This is a genomic window from Bacillus sp. ISL-47 (genome assembly GCF_018613175.1).
Lineage (GTDB): Bacteria > Bacillota > Bacilli > Bacillales > Cytobacillaceae > Cytobacillus.
In genome coordinates, this window is record NZ_JAGGQS010000060.1 from 1 (window position 1) to 26,414 (window position 26,414).

Annotated in this window: 26 protein-coding genes and 1 other annotated feature; of the genes, 1 reads left to right on the top strand and 25 read right to left on the bottom strand. The window is 40.9% G+C overall.

Annotation, left to right across the window (positions count from 1 at the left end):
* Positions 1–57: 57 nt before the first annotated feature.
* From J7I93_RS20030 to J7I93_RS20150, 25 genes are all read right to left on the bottom strand, one after another.
* Positions 58–1,173 carry a Nif3-like dinuclear metal center hexameric protein gene (locus J7I93_RS20030; RefSeq protein WP_214727878.1) on the bottom strand — a complete coding sequence of 372 codons (1,116 nt, stop codon included), beginning with the start codon at positions 1,171–1,173 and terminating at the stop codon, positions 58–60.
* Positions 1,170–1,877: a tRNA (adenine(22)-N(1))-methyltransferase gene (locus J7I93_RS20035; RefSeq protein ID WP_214727880.1), complete on the bottom strand. Its 708-nt coding sequence runs from the start codon at positions 1,875–1,877 to the stop codon at positions 1,170–1,172. The genes J7I93_RS20030 and J7I93_RS20035 overlap by 4 nt, the downstream gene beginning before the upstream one ends.
* A gap of 391 nt (positions 1,878–2,268) precedes the next feature.
* Entirely contained in the window at positions 2,269–2,634 is a 366-nt protein-coding gene (cccA, locus tag J7I93_RS20040; protein ID WP_214727882.1) for a cytochrome c550, read from the bottom strand.
* Between the two features lie 448 nt (positions 2,635–3,082).
* Positions 3,083–4,222 (bottom strand): acyl-CoA dehydrogenase family protein, encoded by a 1,140-nt coding sequence (locus tag J7I93_RS20045; protein ID WP_214727884.1) that lies wholly within the window; start codon positions 4,220–4,222, stop codon positions 3,083–3,085.
* A gap of 100 nt (positions 4,223–4,322) precedes the next feature.
* The gene (locus J7I93_RS20050) at positions 4,323–4,853 is read right to left on the bottom strand and encodes a hypothetical protein (protein WP_214988535.1); all 531 of its coding nucleotides are present in this window, start codon (positions 4,851–4,853) and stop codon (positions 4,323–4,325) included.
* A gap of 82 nt (positions 4,854–4,935) precedes the next feature.
* Entirely contained in the window at positions 4,936–6,060 is a 1,125-nt protein-coding gene (gene rpoD, locus J7I93_RS20055; protein WP_026583852.1) for an RNA polymerase sigma factor RpoD, read from the bottom strand.
* 128 nt (positions 6,061–6,188) lie between these two features.
* On the bottom strand, positions 6,189–8,003 hold the full coding sequence (gene dnaG / locus J7I93_RS20060; RefSeq protein ID WP_214727885.1) for a DNA primase: 1,815 nt from the start codon (positions 8,001–8,003) through the stop codon (positions 6,189–6,191).
* 40 nt (positions 8,004–8,043) lie between these two features.
* Positions 8,044–8,484, bottom strand: coding sequence for a YaiI/YqxD family protein (locus J7I93_RS20065; RefSeq protein ID WP_214988533.1), 441 nt, complete (start codon positions 8,482–8,484; stop codon positions 8,044–8,046).
* A gap of 414 nt (positions 8,485–8,898) precedes the next feature.
* Complete coding sequence (locus tag J7I93_RS20070; RefSeq protein WP_214727887.1) at positions 8,899–9,717, bottom strand: pyruvate, water dikinase regulatory protein; 819 nt, start codon at positions 9,715–9,717, stop codon at positions 8,899–8,901.
* A gap of 31 nt (positions 9,718–9,748) precedes the next feature.
* Positions 9,749–10,381, bottom strand: coding sequence for a transcriptional regulator CcpN (gene ccpN, locus J7I93_RS20075; protein WP_214727889.1), 633 nt, complete (start codon positions 10,379–10,381; stop codon positions 9,749–9,751).
* 289 nt (positions 10,382–10,670) lie between these two features.
* Entirely contained in the window at positions 10,671–12,743 is a 2,073-nt protein-coding gene (gene glyS, locus J7I93_RS20080) for a glycine--tRNA ligase subunit beta (RefSeq protein WP_214727890.1), read from the bottom strand.
* The gene (gene glyQ, locus J7I93_RS20085; protein ID WP_214727892.1) at positions 12,736–13,626 is read right to left on the bottom strand and encodes a glycine--tRNA ligase subunit alpha; all 891 of its coding nucleotides are present in this window, start codon (positions 13,624–13,626) and stop codon (positions 12,736–12,738) included. The genes glyS and glyQ overlap by 8 nt, the downstream gene beginning before the upstream one ends.
* A 148-nt stretch (positions 13,627–13,774) precedes the next feature.
* Positions 13,775–13,958 (bottom strand) — a binding site (T-box leader).
* A 76-nt stretch (positions 13,959–14,034) separates the two neighbouring features.
* Positions 14,035–14,787 carry a DNA repair protein RecO gene (gene recO / locus J7I93_RS20090; protein ID WP_214727894.1) on the bottom strand — a complete coding sequence of 251 codons (753 nt, stop codon included), beginning with the start codon at positions 14,785–14,787 and terminating at the stop codon, positions 14,035–14,037.
* A 30-nt stretch (positions 14,788–14,817) separates the two neighbouring features.
* Complete coding sequence (locus tag J7I93_RS20095; RefSeq protein ID WP_214727896.1) at positions 14,818–14,961, bottom strand: YqzL family protein; 144 nt, start codon at positions 14,959–14,961, stop codon at positions 14,818–14,820.
* Positions 14,962–15,121: 160 nt separating this feature from the next.
* Positions 15,122–16,042 (bottom strand): GTPase Era, encoded by a 921-nt coding sequence (gene era, locus J7I93_RS20100; protein ID WP_214727898.1) that lies wholly within the window; start codon positions 16,040–16,042, stop codon positions 15,122–15,124.
* On the bottom strand, positions 16,035–16,427 hold the full coding sequence (locus tag J7I93_RS20105; protein WP_214727938.1) for a cytidine deaminase: 393 nt from the start codon (positions 16,425–16,427) through the stop codon (positions 16,035–16,037). The genes era and J7I93_RS20105 overlap by 8 nt, the downstream gene beginning before the upstream one ends.
* Before the next feature lie 482 nt (positions 16,428–16,909).
* Positions 16,910–17,302: a diacylglycerol kinase family protein gene (locus J7I93_RS20110; protein ID WP_214727900.1), complete on the bottom strand. Its 393-nt coding sequence runs from the start codon at positions 17,300–17,302 to the stop codon at positions 16,910–16,912.
* Positions 17,280–17,750, bottom strand: a complete 471-nt coding sequence (ybeY, locus tag J7I93_RS20115) for an rRNA maturation RNase YbeY (protein ID WP_214727902.1) — start codon at positions 17,748–17,750, stop codon at positions 17,280–17,282. Before ybeY ends, J7I93_RS20110 begins: the two co-directional genes overlap by 23 nt.
* Positions 17,747–19,939: an HD family phosphohydrolase gene (locus J7I93_RS20120; protein ID WP_214727904.1), complete on the bottom strand. Its 2,193-nt coding sequence runs from the start codon at positions 19,937–19,939 to the stop codon at positions 17,747–17,749. Before J7I93_RS20120 ends, ybeY begins: the two co-directional genes overlap by 4 nt.
* 276 nt (positions 19,940–20,215) lie before the next feature.
* Positions 20,216–21,178 carry a PhoH family protein gene (locus tag J7I93_RS20125; RefSeq protein ID WP_214727906.1) on the bottom strand — a complete coding sequence of 321 codons (963 nt, stop codon included), beginning with the start codon at positions 21,176–21,178 and terminating at the stop codon, positions 20,216–20,218.
* Complete coding sequence (gene yqfD, locus J7I93_RS20130) at positions 21,175–22,368, bottom strand: sporulation protein YqfD (RefSeq protein ID WP_214727907.1); 1,194 nt, start codon at positions 22,366–22,368, stop codon at positions 21,175–21,177. The genes J7I93_RS20125 and yqfD overlap by 4 nt, the downstream gene beginning before the upstream one ends.
* 18 nt (positions 22,369–22,386) lie before the next feature.
* A complete protein-coding gene (gene yqfC / locus J7I93_RS20135; protein WP_110066119.1) occupies positions 22,387–22,677 on the bottom strand; it encodes a sporulation protein YqfC in 291 nt (96 codons plus the stop codon).
* 65 nt (positions 22,678–22,742) lie between these two features.
* Positions 22,743–23,210, bottom strand: coding sequence for a hypothetical protein (locus J7I93_RS20140; RefSeq protein WP_214727909.1), 468 nt, complete (start codon positions 23,208–23,210; stop codon positions 22,743–22,745).
* 34 nt (positions 23,211–23,244) lie between these two features.
* Entirely contained in the window at positions 23,245–24,243 is a 999-nt protein-coding gene (floA, locus tag J7I93_RS20145) for a flotillin-like protein FloA (RefSeq protein WP_214727911.1), read from the bottom strand.
* Between the two features lie 20 nt (positions 24,244–24,263).
* Positions 24,264–25,595, bottom strand: coding sequence for an NfeD family protein (locus tag J7I93_RS20150; RefSeq protein WP_214727913.1), 1,332 nt, complete (start codon positions 25,593–25,595; stop codon positions 24,264–24,266).
* A gap of 427 nt (positions 25,596–26,022) precedes the next feature.
* Here J7I93_RS20150 and J7I93_RS20155 point away from each other — a divergent pair, with 427 nt between their 5' ends.
* Entirely contained in the window at positions 26,023–26,346 is a 324-nt protein-coding gene (locus J7I93_RS20155) for a hypothetical protein (protein ID WP_214727915.1), read from the top strand.
* The last annotated feature ends 68 nt before the right edge of the window (positions 26,347–26,414 follow it).

The following is a 26,414-nucleotide window of genomic DNA, read 5'->3' on the forward strand; positions in this document are numbered from 1 at the left end:
GCCGGGCGCACATGCAAAAAGAGCCGGTTTTTAGGAAAACCGGCTCTTTTTTTACCTTTACATAAATTGAAAAGGATCCGTATGTATCTCCGAAGGAAAAATCGATACTTCATACCCTTTTTCCGCACAAAGCTGCTTCAATTTTCTTGTGACACCTTTTTTCATTACCTTTTCTACATTATGGCCTGGATCTACTATATTCAACCCCGCCATCATGGCATCGTGCGCAACATGATAATACATATCTCCAGTAACATAAACATCCGCACCCTTCATTTTTGCGGACATAAAATACTTATTTCCATCACCGCCAAGAACAGCAACTTTCTTAACCTTTGAGGAAAGGTCTCCTACCACGCGGACTTTCTCTACGTCGAGAGTTGTTTTTACATGTCCGGCAAATTCCTCCAATGTCATTTCCCGGATTTCGCCTACTTTGCCGAGGCCTAAAACTTCTCCTTTGTTTTCAAGTTGGAAAATATCAAAGGCTACTTCTTCATAAGGATGGTTTTTGAACATCGCAGAAAGCACCTTTTTCTCCAGATGCTCAGGAAAAATGGTCTCTATTCGAACCTCTGCAACAGATTCAAGCTTACCTTGTTGACCTATATGAGGATTGGCTTGTTCGTTTGGCTTAAATTGGCCGGTCCCTGTTGAAGAAAACGTACAATGGCTGTAGTTTCCAATTGCACCTGCCCCAGCATCGCCAAGCGCCTTTTTTAATGCCTCTGCATTTTCTTCCGGCACATACACAGCTAGCTTTTTCAATACAGCTTCAAACGTTGGATATAAAACTTCTGTTTTGGAGAGCTGCAAAGCCTCCGCAAGCATATCATTGACACCGCCTTTGGCTACATCAAGATTTGTATGGGCTGCATATACTGCTATATCATGTTTAATAAGCTTTTCAATAATTCTTCCGGCTGGAGAGTCTGTCGCAATCTTTTGTAAAGGCCTGAAAATAAGCGGATGATGCGCAATAATCAGCTGCACATTTTTTTCAATTGCCTCATCCACAACTTCCTCCAAAACATCAAGGGCTATCATGACATTATGCACAGGATTACTGAGCTTTCCAATTTGCAGGCCGATTTTGTCACCCTCCATCGCATATCCTTTTGGAGAGTACTGTTCAAACAATTGAATGATTTCATACCCATTTATTTTCTTCACTGGTACAAGACCCCCTCTACCATTTTAATTTTCTGTTTTAATTCCTTTTTTCTCTTCTCGGTCTCTTCAGTGTCTGCTGCCTTCCCAAGCTGCATGAGAATACGTTCCCAATTTCTCAATTCCCCGAGCCACTTCGTTTGGAAGACCGCTGATTTTTCTTCCATTAAAAAAGGTCCCATAAGCAAACCCTGCTCTGCATTTTTATAAGGCTTAAGCGCTTCCCCTTTTTCAGCAGCGAGTATTTCATAAATCTTTCCATCTTCTTCAAGAATCTCTTCCGCTATGAGCTCCCATCCATGTTCAATTAGCCAGGTTCTAATTGAAATTGCACTTAAATTAGGCTGCAGAACAAGTCTTTGAACAGAAGAAAGCTTGCTCTTTCCTTCTTCAAGAATGGCCGCAATTAAAGCGCCTCCCATCCCTGCAATTGTAATACAGTCTACTTCGTCATGGTTAATTACCTCTAGTCCATTTCCTTTGCGGACCGATATCTGACCTACAAGTTCTTCCATTTCAACCTGTCTTTTGGCGGATTGAAATGGGCCTTCCACTACTTCACCTGCTATGGCAAAAGGGACAATGCCTTTTTTTACTGCATAGCATGGCAAATAGGCGTGGTCTGAACCAATATCAGCTAAACGTGCGCCACTGGGGATATAATTTGTTACAGCTTCAAGCCGCTGTGATAATTTGTCCGTATTCATTCTGTCACCACTTATCTATGTATTAAGAAAGCTCTTAGGCACCATTCAATCAGCTCTTGGAGTGATTTAGTTAAAGGCTGTTTGTTCAACCTCCGTTGCTTTTTAACTTTCTAGGCTCTTTTCTAAAAGATGGTTGTTTTTAAATAGAGCACCGCACGAAGGAAATGCGAATGCATTTTCGCGGGATTAGCACCGTGCGCTCCAATCAAACAACTTTATTTATCTATGTTTTATTTACAATGATTCGAGGATGTTCACTGCCCGCCCCGCGTTCGCTGAGCATCCTGGAACGGAAATCAACCACTCCTCAATAAAAAAGCTATCGAATTACGATAGCCTTCTTATAGTATAAAAAAAGTCCTTTACATATGCAAAGGACTTTCATTATAGGTTACTTCAGACCTGCTAACCATTCGGCCATTTCTGCAGCCTTGTCTTGAGGCACTAACCCTGGAGGCATAGAGCCTTTACCATTCACCACAATATCTGCGATTTCATCCTGTGATAATTTATCACCTACACCCGTTAAAGCGGGGCCGACTCCACCTTGATACTGGTCACCGTGACATCCAATACAGCTCTTCTGATAGATTTCTTCAGGGCTTGCAGCTGCTGTCTCTTCAGTTTCAGCACCGCCGCCTTCCTGTTCTTTTGCAAGCTCGTCCATATCGCCAAGACCTTTAAAAGAAACAAGGAACATTGCTACCACACCGAAAACCATAATTAATACAAATGGAATGATTGGATTGCGATTCATGACTTAACCTCCCTTATGTAAGCACATTTCAGTTTATCGTAAGTATACAAACAATTTCTATTTTACTTTAAAAAGGGCGGAAGGAAAAGCCCTAAAGTAAACTTTGTCATATCTTGTTCATAATTTAGACAAAAACTCCATCCAGGGGACGGAGTTTCTCGACTTTAGTCGTTTTATTTTATGGACTCTGTTAAACTTGCCTGATGATTTCCGCTCTAGGAATTCCACGATCCGCAGGCGGTTCAGGAGCCTTCACGGCTCGCTGCGACAGATCCCTTGGGTAATCTTTACTCGCAGCCCTTTGAGTAAGCATCCATGAATAGACAACGCACGAATGCATTTTGGAGGAACTTGCATCTCCTCTATCAACATATGCTAATTAAGTCATTGGCATTATAACAGCTTAATAACTAAATGATGACAATCAGGCTCAAACAGCATAAGTTTTCTAGCACCCAATTTGACGAGCAATAACCATTCGCTGGACTTCAGACGTTCCTTCACCAATCTCAGTTAGCTTTCCGTCTCTCATGTATCGTTCCACATGATAATCTTTCATATACCCGTAACCTCCATGAATTTGTACTGCCTGGTCGGCTATTTCCATACAAATTTCCGAAGCATATAGCTTACACATAGAGGCCTCTTTCGCAAAAGGTCTACCCTGGTCTTTCAGCCATGCAGCTTTATATACCATGTTTCTTGCCAATTCGATTTTCATTGCCATATCAGCGAGCTTAAACTGTATAGCCTGAAAGCTTGATAGTGAACGCCCAAACTGCTCGCGCTCCTTAGCATATTGCAGGGCTTTTTCGTATGCAGCCTGGGCAATGCCCAAAGCCATGGCACCAATTCCAATACGGCCTCCATCCAAAGTAATTAAAAACTGTTTAAAGCCCTCTCCTTTTTTGCCGAGCAAGTGCTCAGTCGGTACGCGCACATCTTCAAGAACAAGTTCAGTGGTATTGGAGGCATTTAGCCCCATTTTTTCATAATTATCGATGACATTGAATCCTGAAGCATCCGTCGGCACAATAATCGCACTAATTTCCTTTTTGCCATCCTTTTCACCAGTTATAGCTGTTAAGGCCAAATGCTTGGCATAGCTGGCGTTTGTGATGAAGCATTTATTTCCGTTGATTATATATTCTCCGTCCTTCTCAACTGCAGTTGTCCTTGTACCTCCGGCATCCGACCCTGCATTGGGCTCAGTAAGACCGAAAGCACCAAAAGATTCACCTGTACAAATCGGTACAAGATATTTTTGCTTTTGCTCTTCTGTTCCGAATAAGTAAAGTGGCGCACCGCCAAGAGAAATATGGGCTGAATAGGTAATCCCAGTAGAAGCACATGCTCTGCTTAGTTCTTCGGTAACGATCGCAAAGCTGACTGTATCTGCCCCTGCTCCGCCATATTCTTCTGGAAAAGGAAGTCCCATTAAACCAAGGTTGGCCATTTTCTTAAAAACATCCACAGGAAATTCTTTCGTGCGATCTCTTTCAAGAGCTCCTGGCGCTACCTCCTCATCAGCAAACTCCCTTATTGTTTTAAGTATCATATTCTGTTCCGCGGTTAAATCAAAGTTCATATACATCCCCCTCATTCCGTTTTCTGTATCCGCTTTCATTACCATTATATAAGGGATGTATGAGTTTTCTCAACATTTAAAAACTTTTTAAAATATTTTATTATATGAATATAGAAATAACTGTGAGCAAAAAGCCAAAAGTACCTGAAATCCAAAAATAAGGAAGACTTAGCTTCCATCCTGACACTAACCAAAGCAGACAATTTAAAAATAAAGCAAAATAAAGAATAAAATGGCTTTCCCCAGATAAACCAGAGGCCAGCGCAACAGATCCGATCAGCAGAATGAAAGCGGTTGAAATAATAGGCAAATGAAAAGAAATTCTTTTTCTAGAAAAGTAAAAAACGGCTAAAATACCAGCAAAAACAAAAAGGGACAAAAAGGCGGTTTGCAAAATAATAGACAATTCAGTAAAATAAATTAAAAACACAGATATTGGAATAAGCAGCAAGAAAATAAGATTTATAATATTTACCATCATTCCTATTTTCTTTTCCTTCGGCTGATTTCCTTCCGTGTAGAGAGCTAGTAAGTAATCGCAATACTGATCAGGAAGCATCCGGCTTTTCTTCCAATTCAATAGCTCATTAACAATGATCTGTTTTCTGCTGTCTTTCAACCTTAAGCACATCCAATCATCCTTATGTAAATTTCGCAAAAAAAATAGTTTACTTCCATTTTAAGAAGTAAACTATTTCCTGGCAATCTTTTTTCTATTCTAAAAAGTCTTTTAAACGTTTGCTGCGGCTTGGATGTCTTAATTTTCTTAAGGCTTTGGCTTCAATTTGACGAATTCGTTCACGGGTAACACCAAATACCTTACCCACTTCTTCCAATGTTCTTGTGCGGCCATCGTCTAATCCAAAACGAAGGCGAAGAACATTTTCTTCACGGTCTGTAAGTGTATCCAGAACATCTTCCAGCTGCTCTTTCAGTAGCTCATATGCAGCATGTTCAGATGGGGATGTCGCATCCTGATCTTCAATGAAATCGCCTAAATGAGAGTCGTCCTCTTCTCCTATCGGCGTTTCCAAAGATACAGGCTCCTGTGCAATCTTAAGGATTTCACGTACCTTATCAGGAGTCAAATCCATATCTTCAGCGATTTCTTCGGGAGTTGGTTCGCGACCGAGATCCTGGAGCAGCTGACGCTGAACGCGAATTAATTTGTTAATGGTTTCAACCATATGCACAGGAATACGAATTGTTCTTGCCTGGTCCGCAATGGCTCTCGTAATGGCCTGGCGAATCCACCATGTTGCATAAGTACTGAATTTATAACCTTTGCGGTAGTCAAACTTTTCTACTGCTTTGATTAATCCCATGTTGCCTTCCTGGATCAGGTCAAGGAAAAGCATTCCACGGCCTACATATCTTTTAGCGATACTAACAACCAGCCGAAGGTTAGCTTCTGCCAATCGTCTTTTCGCTTCTTCATCGCCTTCCTCGATTCTCTTGGCAAGCGATATTTCTTCCTCTGCTGAGAGTAAATCTACGCGTCCGATTTCCTTTAGATACATTCGGACCGGATCATTGATTTTAACTCCTGGAGGCACGCTTAAATCATTCAGGTCGAATTCCTCTTCACCTTTGGCAAGTTCCTGCACATTTGGATCGGCATCCTCGTTATCGCCTACCAATTCAACACCCTGATCGCCAAGGAACTCATAAAATTCATCCATCTGATGGGAATCGACCTCAAACTGAGACATTCTTTCCGCTATATCATCGTAGGCAAGGACACCTGTCTTTTTTCCTATTTCAACTAATTGGTCTTTTACTTGTTCAAGGGTCAACTCTGTATCAACCTCTTTTGAACGGGCCGATTTTTCAGCCATATGTCCCCCTCCTTCCAAAAATCACAGACATTCGTCATCCACCAAGCACTTGGGAAATTTTTATAGGAGACGTTTATCCCAAGTGACTTGTGCCAGGCGCTATTTCACGGCCTGTTTCAATATACCATCTATAGTGACTTGCGCAACTGAATAATTTCCATTGCGATTAATGCTGCTTTTGCATAATCCTTTTGTCGCTCTGCTTCTTTTTCTTCATTAAGTTTTTCCTTTATTTTTAACATCTTTTGATAATTCAACACCTGTTTAATATAATCAGTTAATTCCTGTTCGCTTATTTCATCATTTATGGACATCATTTCGATATCCACCACGATTCGTTTAAGCTTTTCATCGTTTATAAAATTTATAAATGCACTTGGATCAGGTGAATGGCCATTTTCGTAGAAGCCCAAAAGATAGGTAATGATGGCTTGGTGCTCATCGATGTTAAAAGTATTTCCCTGAAGCATATCCTGAACTTTAAATGCTGCGTCACTATCCCGAAGCATGTGGGCGATCAATCTTCTTTCCGCTGTATGGTATGCGGGCTTAAGGTTATCTGCCCTTTTCGGCACTTGAAGCCTTTTCTGAGGCTCGAAAGCCCTCTTGCCCTGCTGGTTCTTACGCTTCTCAGCGTAAAAAACCTGTTTTTGCTGCTCTTTCAAAGCTTCAAGGGAAAGTGAAAATTCACTTGCAAGCTGGCGTAAGTAATGGTCTCTTTCCACCGCTTTATCCAGCTGGCTGATTTCCTTTAATACTTCTTCGATATAAAGAAGGCGATCTCCTTCATTCTGAAGCCTTTTGCCCCTGCGCAGGTAAAGCAGCTTGAAAGCCATGAACGTTACGCTTGAGTCAATGACCTCATTGCGGAACTTTTCTTCGCCATACTCATTAATATAATCATCAGGATCATATCCATCTGGCATTAAAGCGACTCTTACATGGCAGCCCGCCTCGGTCAGCATATTTGCTGCTCTATAAGCTGCTTCTATCCCTGCATTGTCGGAATCGTAACAGATCGTGATTGATTGAACATTTCTTCTTAAGGAAGCAACATGCTCCTCAGTTAAAGATGTACCCATCGTACCGACACCATTTCCCACACCAGCGCGATCAGCGGCGATTACATCAGCAAACCCTTCAAAAAGAACGGCTCTTTGCAATTTTTTTATCTGAGGCCTCGCCAAATGAAAATTATATAAAGTTTTACTTTTATTAAAGATTGCTGTTTCAGGGCTATTTAAATATTTGGGCTCATCGTCCCCAAGTGATCTTCCTGAAAAAGCAATCGTATTTCCGCTGCGGTCAAAAATCGGGAACATGATTCTATCTCTGAAGCGGTCAAAATAGTTCCCGTCTTTTTCCCTTTTGATAATCAGTCCGGCTCTTTCCATAACATCTGCAGGGAATTTTCTTTTTGTCAAAAACTTAAACACAAAATCCCATGACTTCAATGAATAGCCAATTTGGAACTTTTCTATTGACTCCATTGAAAAGCCTCTGTTTAGCAGATATTCCAGAGCATGCTGACCATCTTTTGTATTTACGAGCAGATGGTGATAGAATTTACGTAGAAGCTCATGAGCTTCCATCATCTGCTGTAAATCAACAGGCACTGATTTTGCTGACGCTACTGATGAAGCATCAATCTCGAGCTTGATATTTCCTTTCTCAGCGAGTTTTAATGCAGCTTCCTGAAAGGAATAGCCTTCTAAATCCATCAAAAATGAAAAGGCATTGCCACCCGCTCCACACCCAAAGCAATGATAGATTTGCTTTTCAGGTGAGACAGAAAAGGAAGGGGTATTCTCGCCATGAAAAGGGCAAAGACCAAAGTAGTTACGCCCTTGCTTGTTTAATTGAATATAGTCGCCAATGACATCAACAATATCTACAGCTTGCCGAATTTCATTAACTTTTTCCTCGGCGATCCGCTCTGCCATGAGAACAACTCCATTACTTACTGAGGTATTCTATAAAATGTTACCGAATCCCTTCAAAATTCGACAAAATGTTTGTCAGCTGTTCCACAAACCTGGACCGGTCCTCCCGACTATACGGTTTGGGGCCTTTCCCGTATACTCCTTTTCTGCGTGCTTTCGCTGACAAATATCTCATATCAAGCGCAGTGCGAATTTCATTTTCTTCAAATAAAATTCCCTTGGGTGAAAGGACATAAACTCCTTTTAACAAAAGAGTTGACGCCAGTCCAATATCCTGTGTAACAACCACATCTCCTGAATTGACATTATTCATGATGAATAAATCAGCTGCTTCCTTGCTGGAATCAACAAACTTCCAAACTGCCCCGTTAAGATCATTTTTCATGTGAGCAAAAGAAGCAACAAAGACTGCGTCCACGGAAAAGGAATTAGCAATTTCGACAATTTCTTCTTTTACAGGACAGGAATCAGCATCCACCATAACGATTGGTTTGCCTAATGTTCTAATAATTCTACATCACTCCGCATATTCCTTCTTTCCAAGAATAACTTTTGTATAGAGATATATGTCGAATTTTTTCTTGGACGAAACCTTGACATGCCACAATAAATAGTTTATTCGTTCGGAATGAACTCTAAACCTATTCGGGTACATTTTTATCACAATTTTTTATTATAGTACATTAAAGTCTATTTTGCCATTATTTTATCTCTATAATCACAAACTTAAATTTGCAATTTTTTCACTTGGCCAGTGGAGGTTTACCAACCTGCATTTTCTTTACCCTGTCGCTGGCTAACGCAGGTATAAATGTCCGATTTAATAAGTATTCAGCATTTGCTCGAAAGATTCCTGATTTTAGACAAAAGAAAAGGCACATAAAAAAATTATGTGCTAGCTTATTGGAAAGCTTTTACGGTATTGATTTAAAATCATATTTGCCGTCTCTTCAACCGCTTTATTGGTAACATCAATAACCGGGCATTTGATTTTGGATACAATTTTTTCAAAATAAGAAATTTCTTCTTTAATTCTCTCTATATTTGCATAGCTTGCACTATCACTTAATCCCAAAGATATCAAACGTTCTCTGCGGATATAATTTAATTTTTCAGGACTGATTTTTAGGCCGTAGCATTTTTCAGGCGGTACAAGAAACAGCTCTTCAGGAGGATCCACTTCCGGCACAAGAGGGACATTTGCAACCTTCAGCCTTTTATGCGCAAGATATTGTGAAAGTGGCGTTTTGGAAGTTCTCGAAACCCCAATTAGGACAATATCCGCTTTTAAGATTCCTCTGGGATCGCGACCATCATCATATTTAACCGCAAACTCGATGGCTTCGATCTTTTTAAAGTAATCCTCATCAAGCTTTCTGACCAAGCCCGGTTCAAAAAGCGGCGTTACACCGCAAGCTTTTTGGATTTGATCCATTAAAGGACCCACGATATCAAATACATAAATCCCTTCTTCTGCTGCTCTTTGGTTAATATATTTTCTCATATCAGGTTTAACCATCGTATAAGCTATCATCCCATTATCCAGCTTAGCAAGAGAAATGACTTCATCAATATGTACCTTTTCTTCAACATACGGAAACCGCTTGATAGTTATATCACTGCCATTAAACTGGCTCGTGGCAGCCTTTGTAACAAGTTCGGCTGTTTCCCCAACTGAGTCAGAAACGACGTAGATGATCGGCATTTTTCCCATTCTTCAACACCATCTCCTTCTAACAATTAATCTATTTCTCCCCCGCAAGGGCCAAGAATGCTTTTGTTAAATTGGTTTTTGTTATTCTGCCGTTAACTTCAAATCCCTTATCAGACTTCTTTACTACCGGCAGTGCATCAATTTGCTTTTCGATCAGCTTTTTAGCTACCTCTATAAGTAAATCATCTTTCTCGCACATCGTTATATTTGGCATTCTAGTCATAATAATGTTCACAGGAATCGAGTTCAGCTCCTGCTTGCCAATACTTGCACGAAGAAGATCCTTCCTGGATAAAACTCCAACAAGCAAAGAATCCTGGTCGACAACAAATAAAGTGCCTACGTCCTCCAGAAACATCGTAACAATTGCATCATATACTGAAACATTTTCATTGACCACAACCGGAATTGACTGATAATCCTTTACATACAGCTTTTGAAGGTTTTCCGTTAATAACTGGGCACCTGTTTTGCCCGTATAAAAATAGCCTACACGAGGACGCGCATCCAAATAGCCTGCCATTGTCAAAATGGCCAAATCCGGCCTTAAAGTCGCCCTGGTCAAGTTTAATTGTTCTGCTATGCTCTCTCCAGTGATTGGGCCATTTTCCTTCACGATTTCAATAATCTTTTCCTGCCTTTTATTTAATTCGATTTTCCTCACCACCTAACATGGGAAAGATCTGGTCTATTTTAAAGGGTATACATTGCCAGACCTTCTGAATTCAATATAAATAAGGTTATACTTTTATATAATTATTATATACTATTTGCCATAAATGAAAAGATGCGTTTCACACATATTCAGTTATTGCCAGCACACTGTGTCAAAAATATGAAAGAGCCCGTCACAGGATATAACAGGCTCTTCCTTTACCTGGCAGCAGCATCCTGCTGCCATTCCTTATTTAAATTTAATCCTATTCCATCATGAAAGGCAAAATTTTAGCTCGTTATTTAACAATAATTTCATTCATATTGGCAAACTGCATAATTAATTCGGCTAAAAGTGTCATTTGATTCAGTCTGTTTGTCCTGATTGCCCCGTTGTCGGCCATAACCATTGTATGTTCGAAGTATTGGTCAATCTCAGGCTTCATGCTTATAAGCAAGTTAAAAGCTTCTTCCTCTGAAACCTCTTTACGCAATTCTTCACTCACTGATAGATATTTATTAAAAAGAGCTTTTTCAAACTCATTCTCAAACCAGCTGCTATCGACTTCGCCCTTTTCTTTGGATTTTGAAGAAATATTAATAACACGGCTAAGCGCTTCTATGCTTTCTTTAAAGCCTTCAGAATCCTTTTTGGACTCAAGGACTTCAGCTCTTTCTACAATGGATGGCACCGAGCCGATTTCTCCTCCTAAAACAGCGTCAATTAAGTCATATCGAATTGCTTTTTCCTGTAGCATATATTTGACTCTTAGCTTAAAGAATGAAACCAATTCCTGAAAAAGTTCCTCTTTTGTCTTCTTGCCAATCTTCGCATTAAGGACTGCTTCCAGTGATAAATCAATTAGGTTTTCAAGCTTAACATTCCAATTCTTTGCCAGTAATGTTTGGATGATCCCTGACGCCTGTCTTCTTAGGGCATAAGGATCCTGCGAACCGCTTGGAATTATGCCAATTGCAAAAGAAGAGACGATTGTGTCCATTTTTTCTGCAATGGCCAGTACAGCCCCAGGATTGCCTGAAGGCGTTTTATCTTCTGCATTCCGCGGCATATAATGCTCATTGATGGCATGCGCCACTGCTTCTTTTTCGCCTTTTTGGAGAGCATATTTTTCTCCCATGAATCCCTGTAGCTCTGGAAACTCATAAACCATATGGGAAACAAGGTCGAATTTGCTTATTTCAGCAGCACGGTCTGCCACTGCTATTTCCTCTTCACTGAAACCGAGTTCATCACTTAATTTATTTGCCAATTGGCGCACGCGAGCGACTTTTTCCGCGAGCGTTCCGATTTCTTCATGGTATACAATGCTTTTCAGCTTTTCCAATGAAACATTAATATCCGTTTTCTGGTCTTCTTTATAGAAGAATGCAGCATCAGCAAGCCTTGCTCTTAGAACTTTTTCATTTCCTTTAGCCACTTTCTCCAGGTGCTCATGTCCCCCATTTCTAACTGTCACGAAATAAGGAAGCAGCTTTTCATCTTTTGATTTCACCGGAAAATAACGCTGATGTTCTTTCATGGATGTTATCAGAACTTCTTCGGGAAGTTCAAGAAATTCCTCTTCGAATTGGCCATATAAAGCAGTAGGGTATTCAACAAGATTATTTACTTCCTCTAATAAATCCTCGTCTACAGGTATAACCCATCCGTTTTCTTCTTCGATCTTTTCCAGCTGTGATTGAATGGCATTTTTTCTTTCCTGCGGGTTCGTAATCACATATTGTGCCAGCAAAGCTTTTTCATAATCAGCCGGACTGCTGAGCTCAATTTCTTCACCCAGGAATCGGTGTCCTCTTGTCCAATTCGATGTTTGAACATTCGTAATGGCAAAAGGAATGACTTCGTTTCCGAATAAGGCCACTAGCCATTTAATAGGCCTTACAAAACGCAGCTCCTGGTCTGCCCATTTCATATTCTTTGGAAATGTTAATGAGGTAATAAGCTGCTGCAGTTCTGGCAGAAGGGCAGCTGTTTCCTGTCCCTTAATAAATTTGTTGACATGAGCATATTCAACCCCATTAATTTCTTTAAAGAAGATGTCCTCTACAGAGGCACCCTGTCCGCGGCTGAATCCGATTGCAGCTTTTGACCATTCGCCATCTTCGTTTAATGCAATTTTTTTGGCAGGCCCTTTTGCTTCTTCATTTATGTCTTCCTGTGCAGTACTTACGCCAGTTAAAAGAACAGCCAAACGGCGAGGAGATGAATAGGCTTTTATCTCTTCATATGAAATCTTCTTCTCTTTAAGCCAGGAGCTTACTTTGTCTGAAAGCTGGTTCATTGAATTAGTCACAAATCTGGCCGGCATTTCTTCCAGGCCAATTTCCAATAGCAGATCTTTTTTATTCATGGGTTCCTTCCTCCTTTGCATTTAAAATTGGGAAACCAAGCTTCTCTCGCTCTTCATAGAAGGTTTTGGCAACTTTCCTGGCAAGGTTTCTGCAGCGGGCTATATAACCCGTTCTTTCTGTAACAGATATAGCTCCTCTGGCATCGAGCAGGTTAAAAGTGTGCGAACATTTTAAAACATAATCATATGCTGGATGGACAAGACCTTCATCCATTTGCCTGTGCGCTTCTTTTTCATAGATATTGAACAAATTGAAAAGCATATCAGGATCTGAAGTTTCAAACGTATATTTTGAATGCTCAAACTCGGGCTGCAGGAATATATCTCTTACCGTAAAGCCATCTGTCCATTCAAGGTCAAACACATTTTCTTTATCCTGGATGTATGATGCAAGCCTTTCAATTCCATATGTAATTTCAACAGAAACCGGCTTGCACTCTAATCCGCCCACCTGCTGGAAATAAGTGAATTGTGTAATTTCCATTCCATCAAGCCACACTTCCCATCCTAAGCCAGCACAGCCAAGGGATGGATTTTCCCAGTTATCTTCCACAAAGCGGATATCATGTTCCAGCGGATTAATACCTAATGCTTTTAATGAATCCAGGTATAACTCCTGGATGTTATCCGGAGAAGGCTTCATAATCACTTGAAATTGGTGATGCTGATAAAGCCTATTTGGATTCTCACCATAACGTCCATCAGCAGGGCGGCGTGAAGGCTCTACATAAGCCACATTCCATGGCTCTGGTCCGATTGCTCTTAAAAACGTATAGGGGCTCATCGTACCTGCGCCTTTTTCCACATCATACGCCTGCATTAGGATACAGCCCTGGGCTGACCAATGTTTTTGGAGTGTTAATATCATGTTTTGAATATTCATAAGACACCTCTTCTTTTTTCCCTGATTTTAGTATTAAAACATTTGGCTATATTAACCTTGTCTGTTGATTCCCGCTCCCGGTTGTTAAAATCCACGATAAGCTTTAATAGAGCTAAACATAAAAAAACTCCCGTCTCTATGCTCAAGGCATAGGGACGAGAGTTTACCCGCGGTTCCACCCTATTTGCTGCAGCCTTTGCCGCAGCCTCTTTTATATCAAAAGACAATATTGCTCTGGAGCGCCCTTCCTCAACCTTCCATGCCTGGCTTCCACCGCCCCAGGTTCGCTTTTATAGAATGAGTTAAGTACTCTTCTCCTTCACTGCAATTATTTAATTAATTTGAATCATAGCGGAAACCTTATTGATTGTCAATATTCAAGCAACCTAAACCTAAGGTTCGTTTAAATTACATAAGATCATCAAACTTGGCCATCTGGTTTAGAAACTTTTTTGTTTTTAAGTTTAGGCCCGAGTATTCTTCGTAATAAGCTGAAATGATTTTTTTCAATTCCGCTTTTGTTTCCGGCTTGACAGAGATATTTCCAAGCCTGGACAAATCAAAAAAGTAAAACAGGCGCAGCAGCTTGATTGTCCCCTGTGAAACCTTGTAATGATACGGGTCTTTTTCAAGGCAACGGTGGCAAATTAGGCCGTTTTCCCGGATAGAAAATGAAAAATGCCCGTCAGTGCTTCCACAGACAGAACATTGATCAAGAACAGGATATAATCCCAAAGTATTCAGCATCTTCATTTCATAAATGTTTGCAATGATTTCCGGGTCATAGCCTTCATTTATATAATTCAGGGACTGGTAAAGCAATTCAAATAAAAATGGATTTGGTTTTTTGTCCTCTGTGCTTTTATCGGTTAAATCCACAATATAGCTTGCGTAAGCGGTCAGAAAAATATCTTCCTTGATGGAACGCATGGATGCAGCCATTTCTCCTTGTTGGAGAGTCCCTAATCCGCTTCCTCTTTGCACTAAAAAGTATCCGTATGTAAAAAGCTGGGTGACAGCAGCTAGGCGGCTGTTCGGCTTTTTCGCACCGCGTGCCATCACACCAACCTTTCCCCACTCACGGGTGTATAGGGTGACTATTTTATTTGTTTCGCTATAATTAGTAGTTCTTATGACGATGCCTTCACATTTATCAAGCACCTTTGACACCATCCCTGTCTTTCGACAAACCTATGAGATGGGAAAATCAGCTTCTGCTAGCTCTTCATCGTTATTTCCGGGTATATCTTGAGTTTCCTTTTCTAGCTCCTTGAAGAGAAGATATGTGTCAATATTACCTGTCTGGGAAAACACTTTCCAGGTAAAATCCATCATCGAAAACCCCACCTTTCCGTTATTCAACTAGCAATTTATTTATCCCAATACTTTATCTATATCATAGCCTGTCTTTGTAAAATCATGAGACGAAAATATTGTCAATCAGTATCATGCATATTAACCAAAAACTGTTAATACTTTAATTAGGGCTGGTAAATTAGTACTCATCCTCACGGAAACCAAAATCGCGGAGCTGGGACATTTTGTTTCTCCAATCTTTTTGAACCTTGACCCAAAGCTCAAGATAGACTTTTGATCCGAGCAGGTTTTCAATATCCACCCTTGCCCGTTTACCAACTTCCTTCAGCATTTTTCCCTGCTTTCCGATTACAATTCCTTTTTGCGAATCACGTTCTACGATAATGGTGGCCATCACATGAACGACATCCTTATCTTCACGGCGCTCCATCTTATCGATCATTACGGCTAGCGAGTGCGGAATTTCTTCTCTTGTAAGGTGCAGTACTTTTTCTCTGATCAGTTCGGAAACAATAAATCTTTCAGGGTGGTCAGTCACCTGGTCGGCAGGATAAAACTGCGGCCCCTCAGGAATATATTTCTTAATCTGTCCCAATAGTGTCTCAACATTATTTCCCTCAAGAGCAGATATGGGGATAATTTCACTGAATTCGTACTTCTCCTTGTATGAATCAATTAACTTCAGCAGTTCATCCGGATGTACCTGGTCAATTTTATTGATAACAAGGAAAATAGGAGTACGAACTGACTGAAATTTTTCAATGATAAATTCTTCACCGCGGCCGAAACCTTCCTGGGCATTAACCATAAACAGGATGACATCAACTTCCTTAAGCGTGTTTTGGGCAACTTTCATCATAAAGTCTCCCAGCTTGTGCTTTGGTTTATGGATTCCGGGTGTATCGATGAAGATAAATTGTGCATCATCTGTTGTCAGGACACCTTGGACTTTATTGCGTGTCGTTTGCGGCTTATCACTCATAATGGCAATTTTCTGTCCGATTACGCGATTTAAAAAGGTTGACTTTCCAACGTTTGGCCTGCCAATTATGGAAATAAACCCTGATTTGTGTCCTTTTGCTGTTGTCTCGTTATTCATGCAGATCCTCCGGTGAAAATGCTCCTGGCAATAATTCTTCTACTGTTAATTCACTTATATCCCCTTTTAAATTTGTTAAAACCACTTTCATATCTGGGGGGCATAACTCTGATATTACCTGCCTGCAAGCACCGCATGGAGGCACAGGACGATCTGTGTCAGCGACTACGGCAATGGCTGAAAAGTTTTTAACTCCATCTGAATATGCTTTGAACAGAGCAGTCCTTTCGGCACAGTTGCACATGCTGTAAGCTGCATTCTCAATATTGCAGCCATGGAAGACCTGCCCGTCTTCACTTAAAAGCGCCGCTCCTACTTTAAATTTTGAATAAGGTACATATGCTCTATCTCTTGCTATCTTTGCTTCTTCAATTAGTTGATCCATTTTCACGTTTATTTCTTCCTTTCAGGTAAGAAGGCTGAAGCCTCCCTTTTATTTTACACCATTTTGCCGCCATTTTCACCGTTTGTAGCAAAAACGTAATAAAAAAATTGAATTTTCTAAAAATATATCAGCTTTTAAAATTCTGCTCTTTAACTTGCCTGTTGATTTCCGTTACAGGTACTCGCTTCGCGGGCGGTTTCAGGAGCCTCCCCAGCGCTTTGCGCTTCCGGGGTCTCCTTCAAGAAGCTTCTCCCGCAGGGGTCGAGCACCTTCCACTCCAATCAACAGGGTGCCAAAATCAATAATGCGGTTTAACAGAGGCTAAATTTAAATAGGCTGTTCTGTCATTTTAGCGGATTCAGTGAGCGTTTTCAAACTCCGGAAACAACAATTTTGTTACAAGAAAATGATGGTTCCAGAACAGCTTCCTTTGATGATTCGAAATTAGAAAAAATAAAGCCGCCCAACAGGACAGCTTTCGTTCAGCTCATATAAGCAATGATTTTAGGCAAAAAAATGATGGTTCCAATAATTACACTTAAAAAGGCATATATAAAAACGGCTCCGGCAGCAGTATCCTTCGCTTGCTTTGCAAGGGGATGATACTCTTCAGTTGCAAGATCGACAACCCTTTCAACAGCCGTATTCATTAATTCAAGTGACAGCATTCCACCGATGGCGAAAAGAATAATAATCCATTCAATCCAGGAAATAGCAAAAACTAATCCAAGCAAAATAACAGCTATGGAAATAAACAGATGTATTTGCAGGTTCCTTTCTCTCTTCACAGCTGATTTGATGCCGGAAAATGCAAAAGTAAAGGATTTAAGGACACTGTGGGTACGTTTCTTACTACCTCGAGAGCCCGAATTCATCTAAAATATCCTTCTGGCGGGAAAACATTTTTTCCTCATCCTCATGGTTTTCATGATCATACCCCAGGAGATGAAGGAAGCCATGAACCGCTAAAAAACCAAGTTCGCGCATAAAAGAGTGTCCGTATTCCTCTGCCTGCTCCTTTGCTTTTGCAACAGAAATGATAATGTCACCCAAAACCCTTGGCATATCCGCACCAACAAGCTCAACTTCTCCTTCACCGAGTTCTTCCATAGCAAAGGAAATAACATCTGTCGGCCGATCTTTATCACGGTATTCCCTATTGATCTCTTGAATACGATCATTGGTCACAAATGTAATTGATACTTCGCTATCCGCTTCCACTCCTTCTCTTGAAGCAGCAAAGTTAATTAAATCTTCTATTTGGGCTATATTTTTTTCCGTCAGTTCATTTGTCTCATCTAAAAAGTCAATGCTTAAACTCATGCTTGTTTCACCTTCTGTTTTGTCATTTCAGGATATTCTATTCGAGAATGGAATATTCCGTTTAACGTTTCACAAAATGAGTGCGAAACGGCTTCCAGTTCTTTTAAGGTTAAATCACATTCATTCAGCTGTCCATCCTGGAGCCGGTCTGCAATAATATTTCTTACCAGCCCTTCGATTTGTTCAGTAGTAGGGTGTGACATGGATCGAACTGCAGCCTCCACACTATCCGCGATTCCAATAATTGCGGATTCCTTTGATTGAGCTTTCGGTCCGGGATAACGGTAATCCTCCTCTTTGACTTCCAGGCCAGTTTGTTTTGCTTTATGGTAAAAATATTTTAGCAACGTAGTCCCATGATGCTGCTCGGCAATATCGACAATCTCTTTCGGCATCTTATGCTTTCTTAGCATTTCCGCACCATCTGCAGCATGTGCAATGATGATATTTTTGCTGGTCTGAGGCGGCAGCCGGTCGTGAGGGTTTTCAATATTAACCTGGTTTTCGATAAAAAATTGCGGGCGCTTCGTTTTGCCGATATCGTGATAATAGCAGCCAACCCTTGCCAAAAGTCCATTTGCACCTATTGCTTCACAGGCCGATTCTGAAAGATTGGCAACCATCACACTATGATGGTAAGTGCCCGGTGACTCCGTCAAAATCTTTCGCAGCAGAGGATGATTGGGATTCGACAGCTCGATCAGCCTCATGGTTGATAAAATGCCAAAGCCTGCTTCAAAATACGGCAGCAGCCCAATCGTAAGGACTGCGGAGGATATGCCTGAAATAAGAGCTATGACAAAATAAAAACCATATTCAACAGTATCATAATGCCCATTTCTTAGAAATAGCAGCGAAAAAATAACAACAACATTTACTGCTGATACAAACATCCCTGCCTGCAAAATTTTAGATCGGCGATTCTGCTTGCTTAAAAACAGAATTGCGGCTAAACCACTGCATATGATATAGATTCCGGCGGTAACCTGGAATGTGCCTGTTATTCCCTCGTTAAAAATAATGCTTCCGCAAATTGCCATTATAATTGTAAAGTAAAGCGCCAGTTTTTCATCGATTAAAATCTTAATCAGCATTGCACCCATAGCAGCAGGGAAGATGTAGCCTATTTCCGAGTAATCGTAGTCCTGAAAGATGCTGATGACCTTCATAAGCAATATGGACAAGATAAATACAAGGCTGAACAGCAGCAAATAACTTTGCTTGACATCGGATTGAACATTTAATTCATGGAAGTAATAGTACAGAGCAGAAAGAACAATCACGATGATCAATGACAATCCGATGAAAGGCTGCAGTGAATTAACACTGTCGAGCAGCCCTACAAGCTCAAGCTGTCTGTAAATATCTCTGCTGATCAGCTGATTTTCTTCAACGATGATCTGGCCCTGAAGAATTTTAACAGGTTCAACACTCTCTACAGTCTGCTGGCGCAATTCTTCAGTTGCAACCGGGTCATAAAATTGATTTTGATAAATGGCATAACGCCCCAATTCAATTGCAGCCTGCTTTAAATCCGCACTTAAACTGGTAAATCGAAGTTCTTCCTCGACCCTCTTTTTAGCATTTTCTACCTGCTCGGCTGGTATCTCACTATTCATAATCTTATTAATGGCTGTTACCGTGAGGTCCTTGGCAATTGACAATTCCCCTTCTTTTGCCTGCAGTAATGCCAGAAATACCCCATCAGAAACTTCCCTAGTAACATCTTCTGTTAATTTTTCTTTTACCCTTGCCAGTTTCTCATTGGAAGAAGGAACAGATGGCTCCGGTGCCTCTGCCCCCTCCTGTTCCGATTCAGAAGCCTCTTTCTCCTTTTCTTCCATCTCTTCCTGGACTTCTTCATTCACTTCAGAAACAGATCCAAAAATGGAGGTGACTAAATCGACCCGGTTTTGCGCTATTTCTTTTTTAACAACATATATGTCCTTAACATTATTTTCGGCATCTTTTTTCTTTCTCTCTGTGCTCGCTTTATCTTCAATAGTTATCGGGGATCTGATGGTCTGTTCAGCAACAGAGAACAAACTAAGATCCAATTTTTCCGGCTTAACATTGCTATACATGGAAAAATACATAACAATTCCCAAAAGAAGAAATAACAACACCCGAAAAAAAGTCATATTTAATAAATTCCTGATTTTAGTCATACTCTGCTGAAGGTTTGCCATAATTACCCCTCCTATCTTGGCTAAAAGCTGCCAGATAAGCTTTATTAGCAACTCAATGCATACTATTTAATTATGTAAAATCATAACAGTTTTTTTACTAAGTTTCACCAAGAAAAATGTCTATTTAGTAACAGGTTACCTAAACCTTTCACTAATAGCAAATAATTCCATAATCTTCATAAAAAAGTGCAAACCCTAGCCCATAAAATTTTAAAGCATTCAGAAGTTAGGAAATGCTCTTAACTCCAATTAAAAAACCGCCAAGGATGGCGGCCTTTAGCTATTGTCTTTTTCATAGGCATGGATAATTTTTGCTACGAGCGGGTGGCGCACAACATCACTTTGTTCCAGATGAACAAATGATAAACCATTGACTCCGCCAAGAATGTTTTCGGCCACAATTAATCCTGATTTTACTCCCTTTGGTAGATCCACTTGAGTTTGATCTCCGGTTATGATCATTTTTGATCCGAAGCCCAGGCGGGTTAAAAACATTTTCATTTGTGCCTGAGTTGTATTTTGTGCTTCATCCAGGATAACAAATGCGTCATCCAATGTTCTCCCCCGCATATAAGCTAACGGGGCAATTTCAATCGTACCTCTTTCAATCATTCTTTGGGTATGCTCTGCACCTAAAATGTCATGCAATGCATCATATAATGGCCTCAAATAGGGATCGACCTTTTCCTTTAAATCCCCCGGCAAAAATCCAAGGCTTTCCCCTGCTTCAACAGCAGGACGAGTAAGGATAATCCGCTTTACATTCCCATTCTTTAATGCGTTGACTGCCATGACAACTGCCAGATACGTCTTTCCTGTTCCAGCCGGACCAATGCCAAACACAAGATCATTCTTACGGATGGCATTGATATATTGGCGCTGCCCCAGTGTTTTGACGCGAATGGACTTGCCTTTGGCATTTTTCGTTATTTCTTCTTCATATAAGTCACTGAAATAATCAAGTGTTCCTTTATTCGCCATTTGAAGTGCATACATGACATCTCTCTGGCTTATATTTATTCCTTTTCGAATAACATACAGCAATTTTTCCAATACCTTGCCGACCAGCTCTACCTTATCCATTTCTCCAGATACATAAACGGATTCACCTCTGGTCACAATGGAAACATTCAGTTCTTGCTCAATAATTTTTAGGTTAGCATCCGAATTCCCCAATAAGGCAATTGCTTCATTTGGGTCTTCCAGCTGCACGTTCATCGTTTTCAAGTCATCTGTCATTCCGAATCTCCTTGAATAATTGGTTGTCCTTCTGCAATATTCTCAATAATTTGGAAATGTATTGCTATTGTTACTTTACCATTGTCTACTGATTGGTGCAAAACTTTTTCACCCTTAACCTTAGCATTTTCATCTAGACGGTTTTTTATATCATTTCGTGCCATAACTTTCGCAACATCAAACGCTTCTTCATTTGAATAAATCCTGGTTACCTGCTCCCTTTCCCTGTAAGTTACATTTTTATATGAAAAAGGAAGCTCCCATTTCAAGAACCTGATTCTCTTTTCATTTTCCTCTAATTCATATTCTTTAAACTCCGGCTTGCCAAAACCCCATACCGGAATATTTACCGAACCAATTGTTATGGAATGCTTTATTTTTTCATTCCCATTAAATACCTGAAAAGTGCTCTTAAGCGGCAGTTCAACTGTTGACTTGTACCATGTCTCGCCAAAAATTTCCCCTTTGGCAGGAACGGTCTCTGTTTCCCCTTCTTTGCCGATGATTCCAGACACCAGCAGCTGACCGGGCTGAACATGATCATGTATGTCTACAACAGGCCGGCCTTCTTCAACAAACATGTCCACTATGACGGCCTTCTTTTTGGCCACCAGATGACGCGGGCTTAAATATTCCGATTTATCAGGTTCATTCTTTTCCACAACCTGTAAATGGTAGGTTGTCCCTTTTAACTCCACACCAACCCACGTAATGGCCTCAATATTATTGGATAGCTTCCGCTGAATCGACTCCACATTATCAACAAAGAATTGCAGCTTTCCTGTTTTAACGCCCATCTTGTCCAATTCCTTGCGAATTTGATATTCAGTGGCCGGGTTTGCCCCTTTAATTTCAATTCCCCATACCATATTGGATAGAAGGAGAATCACTGCAAGAAAAGCCAAAGCGCCGGCAACAAATCCGCTGTTTTTAAGGAGCCTTTTAAAAAGAAAAGGGATCCCAGCCCGCTGCAGGAACTCGATTTTGCAATCGCTGTTCCTGGCGAGGCTTCTAATTTTTTTTGCATCTTCAAGCTTCATTTTAAAAGTTACGGCCTGTGTGCCATGATTTTTTACATTCCAAATGTAAATTCCGCTTCGGGTAAGTGTGTTAATAAACCGCTCAATTCCCTTCCCGCTTGCTTTAACTGTCACAAGCCCCCTGTAAAACTCAATCCACTGGTTCTTCATTTCCTTCCCCCTGAATAATTAATCATTGTCTGTAATATAGGTCACTGAGTCAATTTTCCCCTCCAGCAGTATCTCTTCAGGCAAAATCGTTTTTATAACAAACGCTTTACCTTTTATTAATAGCTGCCCCTGCTTTAAAAGCAGCCTAAGCTCCTTATCTGAAAAGGCAAGTAATCCCCGGTGGTTTTCAATATATATATGGATTTGTCCAATCATAGTGATGCGGGGTAAATCCATCATGACATCTTGAGGAAGCTCCATATTTTTAGTCATCCAGCTGCGGACGAAATGTCCCCATTTTTTTGCCATAAAAAAAGAACCCCCTTTCATCTCATATGTATGAAATGAAAGGGGGTTCTAGCACTTATTTTTGATTACTTCCTTTTAATCGACCGATGGCGATTTTTCGCTCTGGGCGGACCGAGGATCTCAGACCAAATAATTCCATCGACAATCGCCTGCTTTTGAGGTGTAAACTGTCTTGATGTTTGCATCTGAGTTTGATGGCGCTCCACTGGCTTTGCAGCTGGCTCTCTTACTAAATTTGCTTGCCTTTCAGCAGCTCGCTTTTGGTTCTGAAGAGCCCTCATGCTTTCCTCAGCCTGCTGTTTCCGCCGCCTGTATTCTTCTTCTATCCTGCTTGTTCTTTCAGCCGGCTGCCTCTTTTCTTCCTTCAGCGCTTCTTCCATTGAAGTCTCCAGAACTGGATGCTCTTCTTGCGGCCTCTGCTGCGGAGGTTTATTATTATTTCCAGGATGTTCTCCCTTCTTTTTCTTAAAGAAGGAGGAGATAAACGCTAATAGAGCTATGAGAATAAATGGATTCTCCAATAATATTTCCAAGAGAGTTTCCTCCCTTCCCCCCTTAAGGGATCATTTAGTCGTTTTTGCGGCCATCTTTGCGGTCTTCACTCATATTACCTATTGAATCTCTCATCTCTGTATCAGCTGAGATGTTTTGGATATTCATATAATCCATAACACCGATATTACCGGAACGCAACGCTTCTGACATAGCTAGCGGAACCTGTGCCTCTGCTTCAACAACCTTTGCTCTCATTTCTTCTACGCGGGCTTTCATTTCCTGTTCCTGCGCAACAGCCATTGCACGCCTTTCTTCCGCTTTTGCCTGGGCAATTTTCTTATCCGCCTCTGCCTGTTCAGTCTGAAGTTCTGCTCCAATGTTCTTGCCGATGTCCACATCCGCAATATCGATCGAGAGAATCTCAAAGGCGGTTCCAGCATCTAAACCTTTTGAAAGAACAGTTTGAGAAATCATGTCTGGATTCTCAAGAACCTTTTTATGATTGTCAGATGAACCGATTGTAGAGACAATCCCTTCGCCGACACGTGCCACAATCGTTTCCTCGCCGGCCCCCCCAACAAGGCGGTCGATATTTGCTCTTACTGTGATTCTTGCTTTAGCCTTCACTTCAATCCCATCCATCGCTACACCAGCAATGAAAGGTGTTTCGATTACTTTAGGGTTAACGCTCATCTGAACGGCTTCCAAAACGTCACGGCCCGCCAAATCAATGGCCGCACTGCGTTCGAAGCTTAAATCAATATTTGCACGGTGTGCCGCAATCAAAGCATTCACCACGCGGTCAACATTACCTCCCGCAAGATAATGGCTCTCCAGCTGGTTTGTTGAAACATCCAGCCCTGCTTTATGGGCCTTAATCAATGGATTGATTACGCGACTAGGTATAACCCGGCGAAGCCTCATTCCAATTAATGTGAATATGCTGACTCTTACTCCGGCTGCCAATGCTGAAATCCACAGCATGACCGGTACAAAGGTAAATAATATTCCCAACAAAATGACTCCCAGTACAACGGCAACCAGGACAAATACTGTTCCTGCTTCAAGCATGTTCTTACCTCCTGAAATTTTTATTTATCTAAATCAAGATTAGATATTTCCCTTACAACAATACGGGAACCTTCTGCCTTAACCACTTTTAATTTGGCTCCTTTGGCGATATAGCCTCCCTCGCTGACAACGTCAATCCGTTCATCCTGGAGGACTACCGTCCCTGACGGACGCAGTGCAGTGAGTGCATATCCTTCGAGTCCAATCAGTTCAAGCCTGCTTTTATTCGAAATATAGCCTTTTTCCGTATTTGTGCTATCGGTTAAAATGATGTTTTTAAAGAATTTCATCTTTTTACCAAACACCTTTATCATTAAAATAGATGCCAAAACTGATATTCCGAGGGCGATTAATATTGACATCCCCATATGGGCAACATCGTCAGTCGCCAAAAACAGGCTGCCCAGTATAGATGCTATTCCGGCTATTCCCGCAATGCCGCCCGGGAGGAAAAACTCTGCAATAATTAAGCCTATACCGATTAAAAATAGGATGAGCGTTTCATACCCTGCCAATCCGGCAACCATATGCCCATAGAAGAAAAGCAGCAATGCTGATAGCCCCATAAAACCTGGAATTCCAAAACCCGGTGAGTACAGCTCAAGTACCAGCCCCAGGCTCCCAATTGATAAAAGAATTGGCACCACCACCGGATGGGTAATTAAGCGAGCAAGCCTTTCTGCAAAACTTTCATCAATGGTCCTTATTTCAGCGTTCTCATATCCCAGCCTTTTTAATAAATCGGCCCTCGAATTAACGGTACCTTCCGAATAGTCCACTTCCTCAGCCTGATCTGCTGTTAGGGTAAGCAGTTTCCCTTTTGGAGCGCCAAGCTCAGGCAAATCCACTGATTCATCTGCCATCGCAAGTGCATAAATAGGGTCTCTATCCGTCTGCTTTGCCGCGCTCTGCATAGCAGCAAACCAGTATGATTCAGCTTTCTTTCCAGCGGTATTGCCCTGCTGGTCGATGATGGCTGCAGAACCCATTGTCGAGCCAGGAACCATGTAAATTTCATCTGTATTTAATGAAATATAGGCACCCGCTGATAAAGCCTGCTTGTTAACAAACGAAATCGTTTTCACTTTAGTGGATGTCAAAAGCTTTCCAATCTCACCTGCTGCATCTACTGCCCCTCCTGGAGTATTCACTTCAAATATAATGGCAGAAGCATTCTCTTCCTCAGCTGTATGGACAGCCCTGCTCAAAAAAGCATAAAGCCCTTTTTCTACCGTTTCTTCAATAGGAGCGATATAGACTATTTCATTTTCGGCTTTTCCCTGAAAAGGGACTGCCAGCAGCACAAAAGCAAGCAAAAAGGAAAAGACAGTCAATAGCCTTCTTGCAGTCATCTCTTTCCCCCCTTCGAAGTTTAACTAGAATATATGTATGTATCTACGGTTGAACTCTGAAAAAGTTTCAATTTTAAAAGAAAAAATCAACCTGTATATCCTTATTTTAGTATATCCCTCTATCACCAGTAAAATATAAGCAGCTTATAAGTACAATTTATCTAACTTCAATGTTACCAACAATAGTGCCTTTTCTATGCATTTGTACATATTTTTTCTGAAAAATAGGTAAAAGGCACTTACTATTCTAAATGAATACCCTAAAGTGATCCTAAGATTAGAAAGGAGATTGTTTAATGGGTTACCCGAATATACCTGATATCACACCGAATATTGACATTGATGTCAGGTAGAGATGGGGCATGACGAGTCCGTAGGTGAAACTCTTCTAAATCTGCTTAAAAACACCAATGAATTGCAGAAGTCTATGTATCAAAAAATTCTCATCTATTCTAACCGTTTTTCAGAGGCGGAAATCTTCTCTGTATATGAAGGACACGATGAAATTGTATTTCTTCAGGAGAATGATTTCCCGCAGATTATTGAACTAATAAACGAAATGGCTAACCGCTGTTCTCTAAAAGAATGGAAGCGGATAGAGATAAAAACAGAAGCAGAAAAGGCATTTCAGGTTAACAAAAGAAAGAAACTGTTAAGAAGTTTTCACTCCCTTAAAAATCAAACGAAAACACTATGGATGATTTCAGGCGCTGATATCAGACATAAAAAATGCAGAGATATGCCATGCTGAGCTATCTCTGCCGCCAGCTGACATACAAAATAAAAAAGACCGTCAGCCAGGGGCCTTCGGTCTTTTAT